This is a genomic window from Neobacillus kokaensis (assembly GCF_014656545.1).
In the GTDB taxonomy this organism is placed as follows: Bacteria; Bacillota; Bacilli; order Bacillales; family Cytobacillaceae; genus Neobacillus; species Neobacillus kokaensis.
In genome coordinates this window covers 2,606-18,829 of record NZ_BNDS01000003.1, presented here as the reverse complement: position 1 = coordinate 18,829, position 16,224 = coordinate 2,606, and the positions used below count along the sequence as shown (strand labels likewise).

14 protein-coding genes are annotated in these 16,224 nt (G+C 42.0%); 9 read left to right on the top strand and 5 right to left on the bottom strand.

Annotated elements, in window-relative coordinates; genetic code table 11:
- Positions 1–58: 58 nt before the first annotated feature.
- From IE222_RS04745 to IE222_RS04730, 3 genes are all read right to left on the bottom strand, one after another.
- Entirely contained in the window at positions 59–511 is a 453-nt protein-coding gene (locus IE222_RS04745) for an NUDIX hydrolase (protein WP_191270258.1), read from the bottom strand.
- A 208-nt stretch (positions 512–719) separates the two neighbouring features.
- Positions 720–1,178 carry a hypothetical protein gene (locus IE222_RS04740; RefSeq protein ID WP_191270256.1) on the bottom strand — a complete coding sequence of 153 codons (459 nt, stop codon included), beginning with the start codon at positions 1,176–1,178 and terminating at the stop codon, positions 720–722.
- Between the two features lie 203 nt (positions 1,179–1,381).
- Positions 1,382–2,830 carry a S8 family peptidase gene (locus tag IE222_RS04730; RefSeq protein WP_191270252.1) on the bottom strand — a complete coding sequence of 483 codons (1,449 nt, stop codon included), beginning with the start codon at positions 2,828–2,830 and terminating at the stop codon, positions 1,382–1,384.
- Between the two features lie 328 nt (positions 2,831–3,158).
- Here IE222_RS04730 and IE222_RS04725 point away from each other — a divergent pair, with 328 nt between their 5' ends.
- Positions 3,159–3,761: a 3D domain-containing protein gene (locus tag IE222_RS04725; RefSeq protein ID WP_191270250.1), complete on the top strand. Its 603-nt coding sequence runs from the start codon at positions 3,159–3,161 to the stop codon at positions 3,759–3,761.
- A gap of 135 nt (positions 3,762–3,896) precedes the next feature.
- On the opposite strand, the gene galE is transcribed toward IE222_RS04725, so the two are convergent.
- The gene (gene galE / locus IE222_RS04720; protein ID WP_191270847.1) at positions 3,897–4,868 is read right to left on the bottom strand and encodes a UDP-glucose 4-epimerase GalE; all 972 of its coding nucleotides are present in this window, start codon (positions 4,866–4,868) and stop codon (positions 3,897–3,899) included.
- 236 nt (positions 4,869–5,104) lie between these two features.
- Here galE and IE222_RS04715 point away from each other — a divergent pair, with 236 nt between their 5' ends.
- The 5 genes from IE222_RS04715 to IE222_RS04695 all read left to right on the top strand — a co-directional run bounded on the left by IE222_RS04715 (position 5,105) and on the right by IE222_RS04695 (position 10,472).
- Positions 5,105–5,938, top strand: a complete 834-nt coding sequence (locus IE222_RS04715; RefSeq protein ID WP_191270248.1) for an N-acetylmuramoyl-L-alanine amidase — start codon at positions 5,105–5,107, stop codon at positions 5,936–5,938.
- Positions 5,939–6,061: 123 nt separating this feature from the next.
- Entirely contained in the window at positions 6,062–7,999 is a 1,938-nt protein-coding gene (locus tag IE222_RS04710) for an N-acetylmuramoyl-L-alanine amidase (RefSeq protein ID WP_191270246.1), read from the top strand.
- Positions 8,000–8,211: 212 nt separating this feature from the next.
- Positions 8,212–9,513, top strand: a complete 1,302-nt coding sequence (locus IE222_RS04705; protein ID WP_191270244.1) for an NCS2 family permease — start codon at positions 8,212–8,214, stop codon at positions 9,511–9,513.
- A 245-nt stretch (positions 9,514–9,758) separates the two neighbouring features.
- Complete coding sequence (locus IE222_RS04700; RefSeq protein ID WP_191270242.1) at positions 9,759–9,917, top strand: hypothetical protein; 159 nt, start codon at positions 9,759–9,761, stop codon at positions 9,915–9,917.
- 138 nt (positions 9,918–10,055) lie between these two features.
- A complete protein-coding gene (locus IE222_RS04695; RefSeq protein WP_191270240.1) occupies positions 10,056–10,472 on the top strand; it encodes a VanZ family protein in 417 nt (138 codons plus the stop codon).
- 131 nt (positions 10,473–10,603) lie between these two features.
- Here IE222_RS04695 and IE222_RS04690 read toward each other — a convergent pair whose 3' ends face one another.
- Positions 10,604–11,593 (bottom strand): zinc-binding dehydrogenase, encoded by a 990-nt coding sequence (locus IE222_RS04690; protein ID WP_191270238.1) that lies wholly within the window; start codon positions 11,591–11,593, stop codon positions 10,604–10,606.
- A 241-nt stretch (positions 11,594–11,834) separates the two neighbouring features.
- On the opposite strand from IE222_RS04690, the gene IE222_RS04685 reads away from it, so the two are divergent.
- From IE222_RS04685 to IE222_RS04675, 3 genes are all read left to right on the top strand, one after another.
- Entirely contained in the window at positions 11,835–13,403 is a 1,569-nt protein-coding gene (locus IE222_RS04685) for a Na+/H+ antiporter (protein ID WP_191270236.1), read from the top strand.
- Positions 13,404–14,088: 685 nt separating this feature from the next.
- On the top strand, positions 14,089–14,658 hold the full coding sequence (locus IE222_RS04680) for a DUF6241 domain-containing protein (RefSeq protein ID WP_191270234.1): 570 nt from the start codon (positions 14,089–14,091) through the stop codon (positions 14,656–14,658).
- A 78-nt stretch (positions 14,659–14,736) separates the two neighbouring features.
- Positions 14,737–15,675, top strand: coding sequence for a c-type cytochrome (locus IE222_RS04675; RefSeq protein WP_223282577.1), 939 nt, complete (start codon positions 14,737–14,739; stop codon positions 15,673–15,675).
- Positions 15,676–16,224: the final 549 nt, after the last annotated feature.

Genomic DNA, 16,224 nt, shown 5'->3' with positions numbered 1-16,224 from the left:
TTGTATAAAGTGGAGGAATATAACTAATTTGGTATCAGGCACCAAAAGGTCTAATATTTCATTCTGTATATTTCGTGTACTTCTGAATCATGGTGCGGACTAAGTTGCTTGTTCCGGCTGGGAGGGCTGTGATTTCGAAAAACTGGGCGTCTAGTGTTTCAACACCGTCAATTCGAATTTTCTTATTTTTTATATCTGTTGACCGGTACGCAATTGTAACTGGGTAAAATTCGTCCCCATTTTCAAGCTTCACAAAGTACTTTTCACCCGAGAACACACCGACCAATTCGAGCTGGCCAATTTCTATACCGGTTTCCTCCCAGACCTCTCTCCTTCCCGCCTCTTCAGCAGACTCTCCTAATTCGAGCAGACCGCCTGGAAGTCCCCAAACCCCGTTTGGCCGTTTTTGCAAAAGTATCCTGTCCTGCTCATCCATGACACCAACGACAGATCCGACTAAAATTAATGGCCGCGTTCCGACAATTTTCCGTAAGTCTTCAATATATCCCATACCGTACCTCCAAAACTAGGTTGTAACCTCTCAATCAACTATTTCACTGCAAGCGCAAAACAGTTTCGAAGAGTTTATTATAAATGTCAATAATACAAGGAATTTGTCTTATGTATATAATTCTTTTTTCAAAAATAAAACCCTTTAAATAGAGAAAATCTCTAGAAAACAAATAAGCGGGAGCACTGTAATAAGACGTCTCCCGCATTTAGTGTTTATAGTCCCATAGAATCTTCCACTCGCCTTTTACTTCTACAGCAAAAACATCCTGCTGCAAATCAAAGTTGCCGTACTTTCCTTTATACGTTTGTGTAACAGGGACTTTATAGACGTTTTTTAAGCCCTTCCCCGTCTTGGACATTTTCCAGCTATCTAATTTTTCTGGCTTACCGAGTGTATATGTAAACGTATCAACGCCAAAATGGTTCATGAAGACATGAGCCCGGTCTTGAATATAGTTGCCTTTGCTGAATTTCTTTTTCATTTCAGAATGAAAAAACTCCCATGACCTTGAGAAATCCCCTTCCTGTTCATAGCGATAAAACTCATTAACCGCTTCCTCGGCCCCCTTGCCCGGCGAAAATAATAACCATTTTCCTACTATAAAAATAAGGATAATCACTAGAACAATACTGAATAATTTAAGCGGAGCCCTTTTTCTAGCCATGGTGCATGTCTCCTTCTTTGTAAAGGTCATTTATCAAAGAATATGAGGATCCCTGTCCAAATAGAAGGTAAACCTGAATGGGAGCGAAGTTTTGACTTGATGATGAAGGTGATTTATTGCGGGCAACGCCGAGTACTTGCGGATAAACCTGTTATCATTAAAAAAGAGCTCGCACAATTTCTATGTACGAGCTCCCGTCCGTTTTAACGATTCAACGCGTTGAACGCATTCAAGTGACCTGCACCGAAATATGCCTTATCTGTCCCCTTAACTGGGTCGACTGCTGTTTTATAAAGAAGATCCTGCAGCTTCGCCGGCGACATTTTTCCATACTTATCTACTAACAAAGCCGCTACTGCGGATACCTTTGGGGTTGCCATCGATGTACCGATGGACCAGTACCAGCCACCATCTTCACCAGCGCTTAAATTAAATTCTTTTTCAAATAAACGCTGCGCTAAATACTTATCAAATTTGCCCTCATTCAGATATTGAACATACAACCTGGCATCGCCGCCAACTGCAGCAATATCAATAAAGCCTGGACCATAATTTGAGTAATTAGCTAGTACGTCTTTCGGACCTGTTGCTGAAACTGTCACGACACCAGGCAGAGTACCAGGCACTTCAAAGCCGGCACCGACAAAGTACAGACCATCTCCGGCATATTCGGCATTAAGGTATTCCATAACTTCGCTTTTATTTGTTGCGTTAAGGCCATCGTTTCCTGCTGCCACAACCACAAGTGATCCTTTTTTCGTTACATACTCACCTGCACGCTTATAAGCTTGCAAGTCTGCGATATCGTTTCCAAGGTTAATCTTTTCCCCAGTTTCGGGATCAACATAAAAAATTTGGCCATTTACATTAAATCCGCCTAAACTCATGGAAATGACATCAACTCCATCATCCGCAGCGGCAATCATGGCCTTTAGAATCCAGGCTGATTCGGCTGAACTTGTTCCAAACACCCGGTAAGCACGGATGCCTGTATCCGGTGCAACCCCAAGCATGGCGCCGTTTCCAGCGATAGATCCGGCAACATGGCTTCCATGGCCGTTTCTGTCATCAAATGCATTGGGATCTCCATTTTCAGCCTTCTCTTTCCCTTGGAAGCCGCCAGCTGGAACAAAATTTTTCGAGCCCGGCATTAAGTTTCTCACTAAATCATGGTGGTCACGATCAATTCCGGTATCAATAATACCAACCACTACATTGTGGGAACCGGTGCCAAGCTTGTAGCTCTCACCATTATTCGTAATCCGCTGAATATCCCATTGTAGGCCCCATAAAGCAGCCTTACTCGTATCCACTCCAGACGGAACTGCTTCTGTAATTTTTTGAGACTTCGGAAGCTTCCAGGAAATCGATGGATTTGCCAAGCTGACACTAGACAACCCTCTTAATTTTCTAAAAGACTTAGTCGGAGCCATCACCTGAACAAAACCGATTTCGGGAACTTGATAGACGACTTCCCCTCCTAAGCTTTTCACCTGTTTTTCAAACCCTGCTGGAATACTATTTTGTTTAAAAAGAACCGAATAGTAATCCGTTTTAGCCCCTGCTGTTCCTTTCACTCCTGCCGCAGATGCTGCTGGAAGAAAAGAGAGTAATAGGATAATACTGAAAAGCACCGCAGAAAATTTTTTCAACCTGCATTCCTCCTCATAAAAAATTTACTGGTCTCCCTTATGTATGTAACAAAACAGAGAAGCCAGTCTCTTTTATTATTACGGAATTTGAATTTATTGTAAATTTCATTTATCTTTCAAAAGCACCCCTTTTTCGTCACAATACACCCTAAAGAGGGATAATTAATAAAAAATATATGTCACTAAGGGGTTCAAAACGTAATAATTTAGGGACTTATCCCTAAATTATTACAAATTTTAATTTATTTTGTCATGAAACTAGTAAACTGTTGAAATATATCTGTAATACTAGTGTGTTATCTTATTATCAATAGAAAGGGGTTTTAATATGAAGAAATTCCTCCTAACATTTGGTTTAGCAGGTTTAGTATTATTCGGAAGCCATGCAGCATCAGCTTCAGCAGCATCCAATACATATACCGTAAAAAGCGGCGATTCACTTTATAAAATCGCTAAAAAATATAAAACTTCGGTGAGCAATCTAAAAAACTGGAATCACCTTAAATCAGATATTATTTATCCAAAGCAGAAACTAGTTGTAGCGGGTTCAAAGAAAGCTGTAAGCAAAAAGAAAACTACAGTGAAAAAGACGGCCGCTGTAAAAAGAACAACGACTAGTAAATCTAAAGCGCCAAAGGTTGTCAAAACGCTGACGGTTACAGCTACTGCCTACACAGCAAATTGCAAAAGATGCTCAGGTATTACTGCCACAGGATTAAATCTTAAGAAAAATCCAAAGCTAAAGGTTATTTCCGTTGATCCTAAAGTGATTAAATTAGGAACAAAGGTGTATGTTGAAGGCTATGGCTACGCAGTTGCCGGCGACACAGGCGGCGCTATGCGAGGCAACAAAATCGACGTCTTCATCCCATCTAAAGCAAAAGCTCTCCAATGGGGAAGAAAAACAGTAAAAGTAAAAATTCTTAAATAATCATTTAATTAAAAAGGTCTCAGGCTGAATGGTTAATTCGCAGCTTGAGACCTTTTTTAGCTATTAATAATTAATGGGTGTCAGGCACCATGTGAAAAATTCACATGGTGCCTGACACCCATCTATTTATCCATCCTAGTAAGTTTGTTTTTGATGCCATTTCCAAGCATCGGCGATGATTTGTTCTAAATTTTTTTCGGCCTTCCAGCCTAGTTCGTCATAGATTTTTTTAGCAGATGCGACGAGTCTTGCAGGGTCGCCAGGGCGGCGGTCTGCCATTTCAACGTTAGCTTTAATGCCTGTTACACGCTCACAAGTTTCAATGACCTCTTTTACCGAATAACCTAAACCATTGCCTAAATTGTATATCTCAGCAGATTTTTTCCCATTTAGCAAGGCTTGAAGTGCCAAGATATGTGCGGCTGCTAAATCCATCACATGAATATAGTCACGGATGCATGTACCGTCCTCTGTGTCATAATCAGAGCCAAATACTGAAACCTTATCCCTAGTTCCCAAAAGATGCTGGAGCACAATCGGAATCAAATGGGTTTCCGGATCGTGACTTTCGCCAATTACCGCTGACTGATGGGCCCCTGCAGCATTAAAATAGCGCAGCACCACATAATTCAACCCATATGCCTTTGAAAAATCAGCAAGAATTTGCTCCACCATTAATTTCGAACGTCCATAAGGATTAATTGGTGCGGCAGGGGTTGTTTCATCAATAATATCCACATTCGGAATGCCGTATGTTGCTGCTGTAGATGAGAAAATAAAGTTTTTCACCTTGAATCTTTGCATTACTTTTAAAAGCATAATAGTAGATGCTACGTTATTATCGTAATATTTTAAAGGATCGACAACTGACTCCCCGACTAAGCTGTTTGCAGCAAAATGCATCACGGCTTTTATCGGATAGCTTCTAAACACCATAACTAAGTCGTCTACATTACCAAGGTCACCTTTTACAAAAATAGCCCGGCTATCGACTGCTTCGCGATGGCCTGTTGAAAGGTTGTCCAATACAACAACCTCTTCTGTTTCTACTAATTCCTTCACAAGATGGCTGCCAATGTAGCCAGCTCCGCCGACAACGAGAATCATAGTACATTGCTCCTTAAATATAAGATTCACTTACTTATGTATTATAACATTTTTAAAAAACTTCCGCTTGTTATAGCAGTTTAATAGAAATTAAGTGGTCCATTTCCCTTTGTTACATTCTTACATATAAACACCCAATTGATCATAACGTATTATAGGTATCCGAACAAATCCAGCTTATTTTCCATACTATATGGGTATAACCTGGGCTTTCTTGGAAAAGGGGGGAAATCTTCATGAAACTTTATTTAGACCCTGGTCACGGCGGACAAGATCCCGGTGCCCAAGGACATGGGTTGAATGAAAAAGATCTTACGTTAGATATCGCCCTCAAACTGCAAAGCATTTTACAAAATGAGTATGAAGAGGTTGAAGTAAAAATGAGCCGTACAAGTGATATTACAAAGGGCTTAAGCCAGCGGACAAGTGAAGCAAATTCGTGGGGGGCTGATTATTACCTGTCCATTCATATTAATTCAGCAGTTAGTTCTGCTGAAGGGTATGAGGATTATATTTATAGCGGACTATCCAACTCCTCGACTACTGCAAAATACCAAAATATCATCCATGGTGAAGACTTGAGGGAGAATGAGCTTAAAGACCGCGGTACAAAAAAAGCCAACTTCCTCGTCCTCAGGGAGTCAGCTATGCCCGCTATTCTCACGGAAAACGGCTTTATTACAAACACCCACGATGCTGCCTTAATGAAACAATCGTCATGGCGGCAAAAGGTTGCTCAAGGGCATGCCAACGGTTTGGCAAAAGCTTTTAAACTGAAACGCAAACACTCAGTCCCAGAGCACCCCCCACCCCCACCCGCTCCGGTAACACTTTACAAGGTTTTCGCCGGCTCATTTCAATCACGAAAAAATGCAGATGAACAAGTAGCATCGCTTCACTCAAAGGGCTTCGAAGCATTTGTCAATTCAACCACCATCTTCGGTGAAACATGGTACCGCGTACAAACAGGCGCCTTCGAAAGCCGCAACAACGCCGACGAACTCCTAGCCCAACTAAAAAAGGCCGGCTATAAAGACTCATTCCTCGTTGCTGACACCCTTTTTCCATGAATTTGTATATATAGAAGATGGGAATACAGGATTAAGTCCGCGGCGGTTTGTTTAGGAACGATTTCCTGTTTTGCCCATACCATATATATGTAAAACTATTTTTAATGAATGGGGGAATGGAACATGAAGCTTTATTTAGACCCAGGTCATGGCGGGCAGGATCCGGGTGCTCAAGGGCATGGGTTGAATGAAAAGGACGTTACATTGGATATTGCCCTGAAATTGCGTAATATCCTGCTAAATGACTATGAAAATATTGAAGTAAAAATGAGCCGTACAAGCGATACTACAAAGGGCTTAAGCGAGCGGACATCAGAAGCCAATAGCTGGGGTGCGGACTTCTTTTTAGCAATTCATATTAATTCCGACAGTCACACTGCTCAAGGTTACGAAGATTATATTTATAATAATATTTCTAATTCATCCACCACTGCTAAGTATCAAAGCATTATCCATGCTGAAGTACTAAAAATGAGTCAATTAATTGACCGTGGCAAGAAGAAAGCTAATTTTCACGTACTCCGTGAGTCTGAAATGCCTTCAATGTTAACCGAAAATGGCTTTATCGATAATACTCATGATGCGGCTTTAATGAAACAATCCTCCTGGCGGCAGGATGTAGCCCAAGGGCATGCTAATGGTATTGCTAAAGCTTTTGGATTGAAAAGAATAGCAAGTACTGCACCGAAACCACCAGCATCTCAAAAGCCAGTTAGTCCAAGCCTTAGTCCAAGTAAGCCGGCTGATTCCGGGACTGGAAACGTCTATGAAGTAATGGTCGGGTCCTTTTCCTCAAAAGAGCATGCCGAGGAAAGGGTCGCTGAACTGAGCAAGCTGGGCATAAAAGCAGCAATTGTCAGCGCAAAGGTTTCCGGCGCTACCTGGTACCGGGTCCGAGTCGGTTCATTTGCAAGCCGCGCCAAAGCGGATGCCCTTTTAAGCAATATGGAAAAATCCGGATATAACGATTCGTTTATTGTGATTGAAAGAGTCAAAGGAGCGGACAGTTCAAGCAAGCCGGCTCAATCTGAGGGAGGAACCGTTTATGAGGTAATGGTCGGGTCGTTTTCCTCCAAAGAGCATGCCGAGGAAAGAGTCGCAGCCCTGAAGAAAATTGGCACGAACTCGACAATTGTCAGTGCAAATATCTCAGGGAAAACCTGGTATCGTGTTCGAGTCGGTTCTTTTCCAAGCCGTTCCAAAGCGGATGCACTTTTGACAAAAATGGAGAAGGCCGGATACGATGATTCGTTTATTGTGATTGAAACAGGAAGTGCAGGGGATGATAAAAAAGGAGGCACTAGTGGAACGACAACTAGCAGCTCAAGCTCCAGCGGAACCACCGGAAAAACAGCAGGGACTTCTGGCGGCGGCATAAGTGGCAGCTCTGGTAGCAGTACCGTGGGGAACAGCGGCACTACTGGGGGAAATTCAGGCACAGGAAATACCGGCAGCATCGGTGGAGGCTCAAGCGGGGGCTCAGGAAGCGGGACATCCAACAACCAAACTGATATTGACCCAGTACATGGAAACCCATCTGGATTCACCATTTTAGGACCAACCATTCTTTCTCCTGAGCATATGAATCGCTTTGTTAAAAATATAAACCCTAAAGCTCCTGAACTAGGAAGCTACTATCTGACCTTCGGTGAGTATTATGGGATTAGGGGAGACGTGGCTTTTGCACAAGCCATACTTGAAACAGACTATTTTCGGTTTACTGGAGATGTGAGACCAGAGCAAAATAACTTTTCTGGATTAGGTGCAACAGGATCGAAAGCCCAAGGAGCAAGGTTCGAATCACCGGAAGAAGGGGTTCTGGCACAGCTTCAGCATTTATATGCCTATGCAACTACGAAAAAGCTGCCAACCCAATATCCGCTTGTGGACCCTCGCTTTGAACTGGTAGACAGAGGTTCTGCTCCAACATGGATCGCCCTAAACGGAAAATGGGCTGTTCCAGGCAGTGATTATGGGCAATCCATTTTAAATATATATGAAAGAATGATTCATATGACCATCCAGCATTTAGAAACCACTCGTCAAAATCTTAACCCTTAATATGCAGCCCTTCCCTTCTTTCCTTAAAAAAGACCTTTCATAGGTCTTTTTTGCATACTTGTACTAGTGATTAATTGGAGGTTATTACCAAAACCAATATGACTTGTTTTCGTATAATTAAGGAAAAAATAATATTTACTATTGAAATTTTACTAAAAAACGAATATTATATTTATTGCTTTTAAAAATGTTCGTGTTTACGGAGGGCCATTATGTTTAAACTGAAAGAAAATAATACAAACGCCAAAACAGAGTTAATTGCGGGAATTACGACTTTTTTTACCATGGTTTACATCGTTGTCGTCAACCCGGTAATTCTCTCCGATGCCGGCGTGCCGTTTGATCAAGTTTTTACCGCGACCATCATTGCAGCTGTTGTCGGGACTCTTTGGATGGCGCTTTTTGCCAACTACCCAATCGCCATTGCACCTGGAATGGGTCTCAACGCCTATTTTGCCTATTCTGTCGTCGGCGGCTCGCAAAACATTGACTACCAAACAGCCTTCGCGGCGGTGTTTGTTGCCGGAATTATTTTTCTCATCTTGTCTTTAACACCGTTAAGGGAAAAATTAATTGAGGCCATTCCCGAAAACCTTAAGTACGGAATTACTGCAGGAATTGGTCTGTTTATTGCTTTTATCAGCCTTCGCTTAACGAAAATCATTGTCGCAGACCCTGCCAACTTGGTTCGTCTCGGCAATTTGCATACTTCTTCTGCTATTCTGACCTTTATTGGTCTTGCTGTAACCCTTATATTAATGTTATTTAGGGTAAATGGTGCATTATTTATCGGAATGATTGTGACGGCTTTGATTGCCTTTTTTACCGGCCAGCTTTCCTTCGATAAGGGTTTTGTCGGCTTTCCGTCCCTGCCTGAAGGATTAATGATCGCCAACCCGCTTACTGCCTTTAGTGACGTCATTCACCACAGCCTGTTTGCCGTCGTGTTTTCCTTCATTTTGGTGACGATTTTTGACACCACTGGAACCATGATTGGGGTCGCAAACCAAGCTGGATTAATGAGAGGCGATAAGCTGCCGCGTGCCCGCCATGCCCTTCTATCTGACTCTTTGGGAACAGCAATTGGCGCAATGTTTGGGACAAGCCCAACAACTGCCTATATTGAATCGACATCTGGCGTTGCTGCCGGCGGTCGGACAGGCTTAACCTCCCTTACTGTTTCGGTGTTGTTTATTGTTGCTGCATTCTTCGGGCCGCTTGTGAGCGCCGTATCCGGTCTTTCCGCCATTACGGCACCTGCATTGATTATTGTTGGAAGCCTGATGATGGGGAGCATTGCCAAAATTCGCTGGAATGAGCTCGATGAAGCCTTCCCGGCATTCTTAACCATCCTTAGCATGCCGCTGACATCCAGTATCTCCACCGGGATTGCTCTTGGATTTATCAGCTATCCTATTTTAAAAGCGGCCAAAGGAAAATGGCGCGATGTTCACCCGCTGCTATATGTATTTGCGGTATTATTCTTTATACAGCTGGCGTTTTTGCAGCATTAATTGTTTAGAATTGGGGAAATCGGCGGACTTTGTCTGTCGATTTCTTTTTTTGCTGAAAAAAATGCTGCTTTACCGAATTTGCTTTTTTCTTCTCTTTAGGGGAACTAGACCCCTTCTAGCTTCCGAAAAGCTTTTATTTTCTTCTGTTCAAGTAATTAGACCCTTCCCATTTATGAGCCACCCTCTAAAACGTTGGTAATAAACCCTTACTAAATAGGAAATGCTAAAAATGGGAGGTGATGGAATTGTTATTAGATCCTAATTATTGCGGCAATCCATGGCAGGAGGAATGGAACAGTGCAGAAGTTCAAAATGAAATAATGTCATCCGGAATTACCCGTGACGAATGGGAACAATCTAGAATAATGGATGATTTAGATGCGGAATTTGATGACGATTGGTAACTAGGACAGGCCTATGCTCAGGCCTTTTTTCATTTATTCCTATTTCACGAAGGAAACAAAAAAACGTTACATTTCCCTCCCCTAGTAGGTATAATCTCCTCCCTCAACGGTTTAAAATGAGATGAAGGAGGTTTTACCATGCGAGGGTTATTTGTTTTGTTTTGGGCAGGTATGATTTTTGTTTTCACCTGTACCGCAAGTTTTAATGGTTTAATGGATACAGGAGAAATTAGATTTTACATAAACCCGACTCCTCATTTTTCTGAACTTTTAGCACCATTACCTTTGCAGCTTTCCGGCGGGTTTCTTATACAAAAATTCGGCCATGCTTTTGCGTTCTTCATTTTGACAGCATTGCTCCAAATTGCATTCCAATCAAAAAAGTTAGTCTTTTCTTTAGCGACTTTTTATGCAGCCCTCACTGAGTTTCTTCAATTATTTTTTACAAGGGACGGAAGGCTTTTCGATGTAGGAATTGATACAATAGGGATATTGTTAGCATTAGGAATAGGCCGGCTTTTTATGACGCACCCTTCACGAGAAACCAATTTCTAGAAAGGTGCGTCGGCTTTTTCCATTAGAATTCCTGTTTTCTAAGCTTCTGTCCACCCCAGGCGGACAAATGTCCACGAATGGTGTCAGGCACCATTAAAAGCACCATGAAAGGCACTATAAAAAACATCTAATTATATAGTAAACCCGATTTTTCCAAGCTGCTGGGCATTTTCCATTCGGTTGAATGCTTCTTGAAATTGTTCTAGTGGGTATATGCGGTCGATGACCGGTTTGATTTGGTGTTTTTCAATGAATTCTAGCATTTCTTTGTACTCTTCTCCGCTTCCCATGGTTGAGCCGTATAGGCGAAACTGGCCGTAGAAAAAGTCGCGTAAATTCAATTCAACGACATCTCCTGCAGAAGCGCCGAAGGTTACGATCGTGCCGCCTGGCCGAAGCTGCTGCAGCGACTTGTTAAAGGTCGCAGCCCCTACACACTCAATCACAAGGTCCACTTTCTCACCGCCAAACTCCTTCTCCCAATCTGCATTACTGTCAAAAGCCTTGTCTGCCCCAAGTTCCAAAGCCTTTTGGCATTTTTCAACAGAACGAGAGGTTACATAAACAGTCGCTCCCGCTGCCTTGGCAAACTGTAATAAAAATGTTGCCACACCACTGCCGATACCCGGAATTAACACTTTCATGCCTTCACGAACTTGACCTTGGGTAAACAAAGCCCGATATGCCGTTAATGCGGCTAGTGACAAAACACCAGCTTCTTCCCACGATAGATGCTCTGGTTTTGGGGCGACATTCTCAGCCGGGATTACCACCTGCTCGGCAAAGGTTCCATGAAAAGGAAGTCCGAGAATTTCAAATCCTTGTGGTGGAGCATCCGTTTTATCCTTCCAGCCTAATCCAGGATTAATGACGACCTTATCTCCCGCTTTGACACCAGTGACCCCTTCTCCAACTGCGTCCACTACTCCGGCACCGTCCGACCCGATAATCAGCGGCGGATCTGTAGGTTTATGACGCACAAGCACAAACAAATCACGATGGTTTAAGCCTGCTGTTTTCAATTTCACCCTGACCTCGCCAGCTTTTGGCTGTAATTCTTCCATATCACGAACTGCCAGCCCAAAAAGCCCAGCCTTGTCCGCATGAACGACTGCTTTCATTTATATCACTCCTAAATGATTTCATTTAGCAACACTATATCCATAATACTCTGAAAAAAATGTTTTTTAAATAAATTGAATTCAAAACAAAAGAATACTCCAATTACCTATAATAATTACGAACGGTGTCAGGCATTAACCCTATTAAAACATGGATATTAATCGCCTATTTTGTTAAGGATAGTACGTAATATTCGTCTTGAAAAGCTGAAAATGAATCCGATAAAGGTGGAATAGAGCCATGCAGGATTTGGATTTGCATTATACCTTCGAACTAGGACTTATTTTAATCATGCTTGCTGCCGGAGTAACGGCGATTGCAAAAAAGTTTAAAAAGCCCTATCCGATTGCCCTTGTCATTGTTGGAGCGATGATCGGACTATTTAACATTCCCGTTTTTGAGCCTTTAAAGCAATTTATCACGGAGGGCGAGATCTTTAACTTTGTGGTTATTACCTTGTTCTTACCTGCATTATTAGGGGAGGCGGCATTTAAACTTTCCTTTGCCCACTTAAAAAAGAATAAACGGCCGATTATGACACTCGCTTTTGGGGCGACCCTGATTTCCTTTATTGCAACCGGTTTTTTGTCCCTTTGGCTGCTAGGTTTCTCCATCCCGGCAGCATTTGTTTTTGCTGCCTTAATGAGTGCAACTGACCCTGTAAGTGTCTTGTCGATGTTTAAAAGCCTTGGGGTGAATAAAAAATTAGCGATAGTGGTGGAGGGTGAAAGTTTATTTAACGATGGTCTGGCCGTTGTCTTCTTTAAAATATCGGCATTTTCCTTATTAACGTATATCGGCCTCGGGATTCAGGGTTTCAGCTATGGTGTGTTTGAATTTCTCAAGGTCATTTCGCTTGGTGTCATCATCGGTGGTGCTCTAGGCTATGGGTTTTCCATTTTAACAAAATACTTTGATGACTACCCTTTAGAGATTATCTTTAGTCTCATCCTGTTTTATAGCTCTTTCCTGCTCGCCGAAAGCGTGCATGCGTCTGGGGTAATTGCCGTAGTTACAGCGGCCCTAGTTTTAGGTAACTATGGTGCCAAAATCGGGATGAGCCCCACGACAAAATTAAATATTAATAACTTTTGGGAAGTTACCGCCTTACTGGCAAACTCGCTCGTATTTTTAATGGTAGGTTTAGAAATCACTCGCATAAATGTATCCGACAAATGGACATTAATTTTTTTAGCGATTGTGATTGTATTAATCGCTAGAAGCTTGGCAGTTTACATCAGCTTGTTTTTTATGAAAAATTTCCCCGTCCCCTGGAAGCATATTATTAACTGGGGCGGATTAAAGGGGTCCTTATCGATTGCCTTAGCGCTCAGCCTCCCGCGGGACTTCGCCGGCCGGGAGGACATCCTAATTGTGGCTTTTAGCGTCGTATTATTTTCCTTGGTGGTGCAAGGGCTTTCGATTAAACCGCTGCTCTCCCTTTTAGGTGTCAATAAAAAAACGGAGAGCTTTAAGGAATATGAAGTACTCATTGCCCGAAGCTATCGCTTGGAATCCGCTATTGAGGAAATCCATAAAGTCAAAAGAAACCTGTTCATCACGGAAGCTGTTTCGCAGGTACTAGTCGAACAATACGAGCGGGAATTAGCAGAATTACGGAATGCCATGAACCAGCTATTCGAAAAACATCCCGAGCTTAAAGCAAAACAGCAAATCACTTTACAAAAACATTCCTTATACGCCCAGCACGAAGCGATTGAAACACTAGTAAAAGAAGAGATCATCTCAAATGAAGCAGCTGCTGAAGAACAGGAGCTTATCACAAATGTGCTGGTGAAGCTGGACTGAAGTATGGGGACAGTTCTAAACCGCTGAAAAAGTTGAGGTATTGGTGAGAAAGGAAAAAGGTGCACATTGACGCGTTCAATGAACGCGAGAGCAAGGGAAAACGCCAATGAAGTGCACATTGACACGTTCAATGAACGCCAGAGCAAGGGAAAACGCCAATGAAGTGTACATTGACGCGTTCAATGAACGCCAGAGCAAGAGAAATCGCCGATGAAGTGCACATTGATGCGTTCAATGAACGCCAGAGCAAGAGAAATCGCCGATGAAGTGCACATTGACGCGTTCAATGAACGCCAGAGCAAGGGAAATCGCCGATGAAGTGCACATTGAGGCGTTCAATGAACGCGGGAGCAAGGGAAATCGCCGATGAAGTGCACATTGACGCGTTCAATGAACGCGGGAGCAAGGGAAATCGCCGATGAAGTGCACATTGAAGCATACAAAAAAGCGAGGTAACAATAAGCAATCATGTAATCCCGAAAAAGGACACAAAACACAAAGAGCTGTCCTTTTATCGATTATTAATTCTTATTTTTTTCCCAAATAGTTTTTCTGTACTTTCGGATAGTTCTTCTGTTTTATCAAGAAAACAGGAGAATGTCCCCTCTTTTTATTCGACACTGGAATTATTATGAATTTTCTGCTAAAGTGGAACCATCCAGAGCAAAAAACAGGGGGATAGGTAATGAAGAAAACGTTAATTTGGACTGCTATTGTTTTGGTGGTTTTAATTGGAGGAAAGTATGGTTTTAATAAGGTAATGGATAATAAAGATTATGCTGAAAAAAAGCAGGCATCCGCCGTTCAAGATATGGCTGTTAATAAGAAAACAGATGCAGATAAGAAAGATGAGAAGCAGCAAACGGCCAAAATTGGCGGTGTTCAATATGAGATTGACCTTGATAAAGATAGCCCTCAAAATGCCGTGATCGACGTGATGCACAAAATGACACATCAGAAAGTAAAAGCGGAGGAAAAGTGGGGGGCTGTACCGATGATTCCCGATACGATTAATCAAGTTTACGAGATTGTGAGTAATAGTGATTATGAACTAAAAGACGATTTGCTAGGAATTCTTGAAAAATGGAAAAAAGGGCAATTCGATGAAGTCGATGAGGACCATAACTATTTCTGGCGATATAAGAACGGGAACATTGGAAAAGCTTATGGAATCCTCTCAAAAAAAGAGGAACAAAAATTTATAGCTAATAACTTTGGTGAAGGTTTTGCAAAGGAAGTAAGCTCCCAGGAATAAGGGGGCTTTTTTTTTTAGAATAAAAAACAATTCTTCAAAAAATAATAACTACGACAATATCTGAAGGGACGAATTTATTTGAGACTAAGGAAAAATTTGTGTATTTATTCTTTCCTGCTTCTGGCACTTTCTCTCATTGTAGCTGCTTGTGGTAGCAAAGAGAATAATCAGCAAAACGCTGCTAAAGATACAAAAACAGCAAATCAAGGCTATACCAAGACAAATATGGATGAATTAAAAGGAAAAGATGATCCTTATAGTAAATCTGTGAAACGCGGCTATGAACTGATGAATCAAACTCATGTTTTATTAGATGAATATGTCGGAAACAAGCTTTCCTGCTCCAGCTGTCACGGAGGAGCAGGATTAGATTCATCCTCCCCGTTAATAGGCGTTACCGCTGTTTATCCACAGTATAATGCCCGGTCTGGTAAAGTATTAACAATTGAAGACCGAATAAATGGCTGCTTCAAACGAAGTATGAACGGTAAGCCCCTCCCATATAATAGTGATGATATGCGTGCAATGGTATCATACCTATCCTATATCTCTAGAGATGTACCGGAACGCATCGACAAGCGGGATTGGGTCGTAAAAAACACTATTGAGAATTTACCGAAACCTAATGTTACCAATGGAGAGAAATTATACAAACAATCCTGTATGGCCTGTCACGGGCAAAATGGAGAAGGTACCGGTGCTACTACAGGTCCAGCATTATGGGGAGATAACTCCTTTAATATCGGGGCAGGCATGGCAAGAATCAGTACCACTGCTGGTTTTATTAAAAGGAATATGCCTCCTGCTGAAATGGGCGGGATTAAAAAAGGCGAATTAACCGATCAACAGGCAGCAGACTTAGCAGCGTATATCCTTTCGCATGACCGTCCGGACTTTGCCGAAAAGGAAAATGATTGGCCAAATGGCGATGCACCTGCCGACGTACCATATAAAACTAAAGCTGCAAAAGTGAAAAAGGCTGCTCCTCAAGGTGGCGAAGGTGAGAAGAAGAAATAACTAATAACCGTTTAATGACAAACGTGCAGGTATTATGGAACCCCCCCACGTTTCCATTTGATTTTGATGACGGGGGGTTTTTTATGTATATGAATCCTGTTTAAATTGTCGAAAACAAATTCTATCAAAAGACAAGTTGCACCAATTTTCTTATCTCATTTTTGTTATTCTATCTACAACGATTAGGAGTGAATTCTATGGATGAGAAAGGAAATTTCCTGACCGGGTTAATATGGGGGACATCGCTAAGCATCCCGCTGTGGCTGGCCTTTTTTGGCTGGATTAAAATCATTACATACCTATTTTACCATTGATTTAAAATACAAAAATCCCCGCCTCATTTAAAGGCGGGAATTTTATTGCTGGGCTTGCACCTACAATCGTACGATGCCCATTTTTCAAAATACAAATTTATTATTTTGTTTCAGTAGATTCTACAACTGCAACATTGCTGTCTTCAGCTGTTTCGTTTCCAACGGTTGCTTCTGGTGCTTCTGTAGTTTCTTCTGTGTCTACTACAGTTTCTTCTTCAGTTGCTTCATTTTCAAC

Excerpts from the sequence above, each read along its gene's own strand:
- IE222_RS04745 (WP_191270258.1), bottom strand. The coding sequence starts at position 511 with ATGGGATATATTGAAGACTTACGGAAAATTGTCGGAACGCGGCCATTA.
- IE222_RS04740 (WP_191270256.1), bottom strand. The coding sequence starts at position 1,178 with ATGGCTAGAAAAAGGGCTCCGCTTAAATTATTCAGTATTGTTCTAGTG.
- IE222_RS04725 (WP_191270250.1), top strand. The coding sequence starts at position 3,159 with ATGAAGAAATTCCTCCTAACATTTGGTTTAGCAGGTTTAGTATTATTC.
- galE (WP_191270847.1), bottom strand. The coding sequence starts at position 4,868 with ATGATTCTCGTTGTCGGCGGAGCTGGCTACATTGGCAGCCATCTTGTG.
- IE222_RS04715 (WP_191270248.1), top strand. The coding sequence starts at position 5,105 with ATGAAACTTTATTTAGACCCTGGTCACGGCGGACAAGATCCCGGTGCC.
- IE222_RS04710 (WP_191270246.1), top strand. The coding sequence starts at position 6,062 with ATGAAGCTTTATTTAGACCCAGGTCATGGCGGGCAGGATCCGGGTGCT.
- IE222_RS04705 (WP_191270244.1), top strand. The coding sequence starts at position 8,212 with ATGTTTAAACTGAAAGAAAATAATACAAACGCCAAAACAGAGTTAATT.
- IE222_RS04695 (WP_191270240.1), top strand. The coding sequence starts at position 10,056 with ATGCGAGGGTTATTTGTTTTGTTTTGGGCAGGTATGATTTTTGTTTTC.
- IE222_RS04690 (WP_191270238.1), bottom strand. The coding sequence starts at position 11,593 with ATGAAAGCAGTCGTTCATGCGGACAAGGCTGGGCTTTTTGGGCTGGCA.
- IE222_RS04685 (WP_191270236.1), top strand. The coding sequence starts at position 11,835 with ATGCAGGATTTGGATTTGCATTATACCTTCGAACTAGGACTTATTTTA.
- IE222_RS04680 (WP_191270234.1), top strand. The coding sequence starts at position 14,089 with ATGAAGAAAACGTTAATTTGGACTGCTATTGTTTTGGTGGTTTTAATT.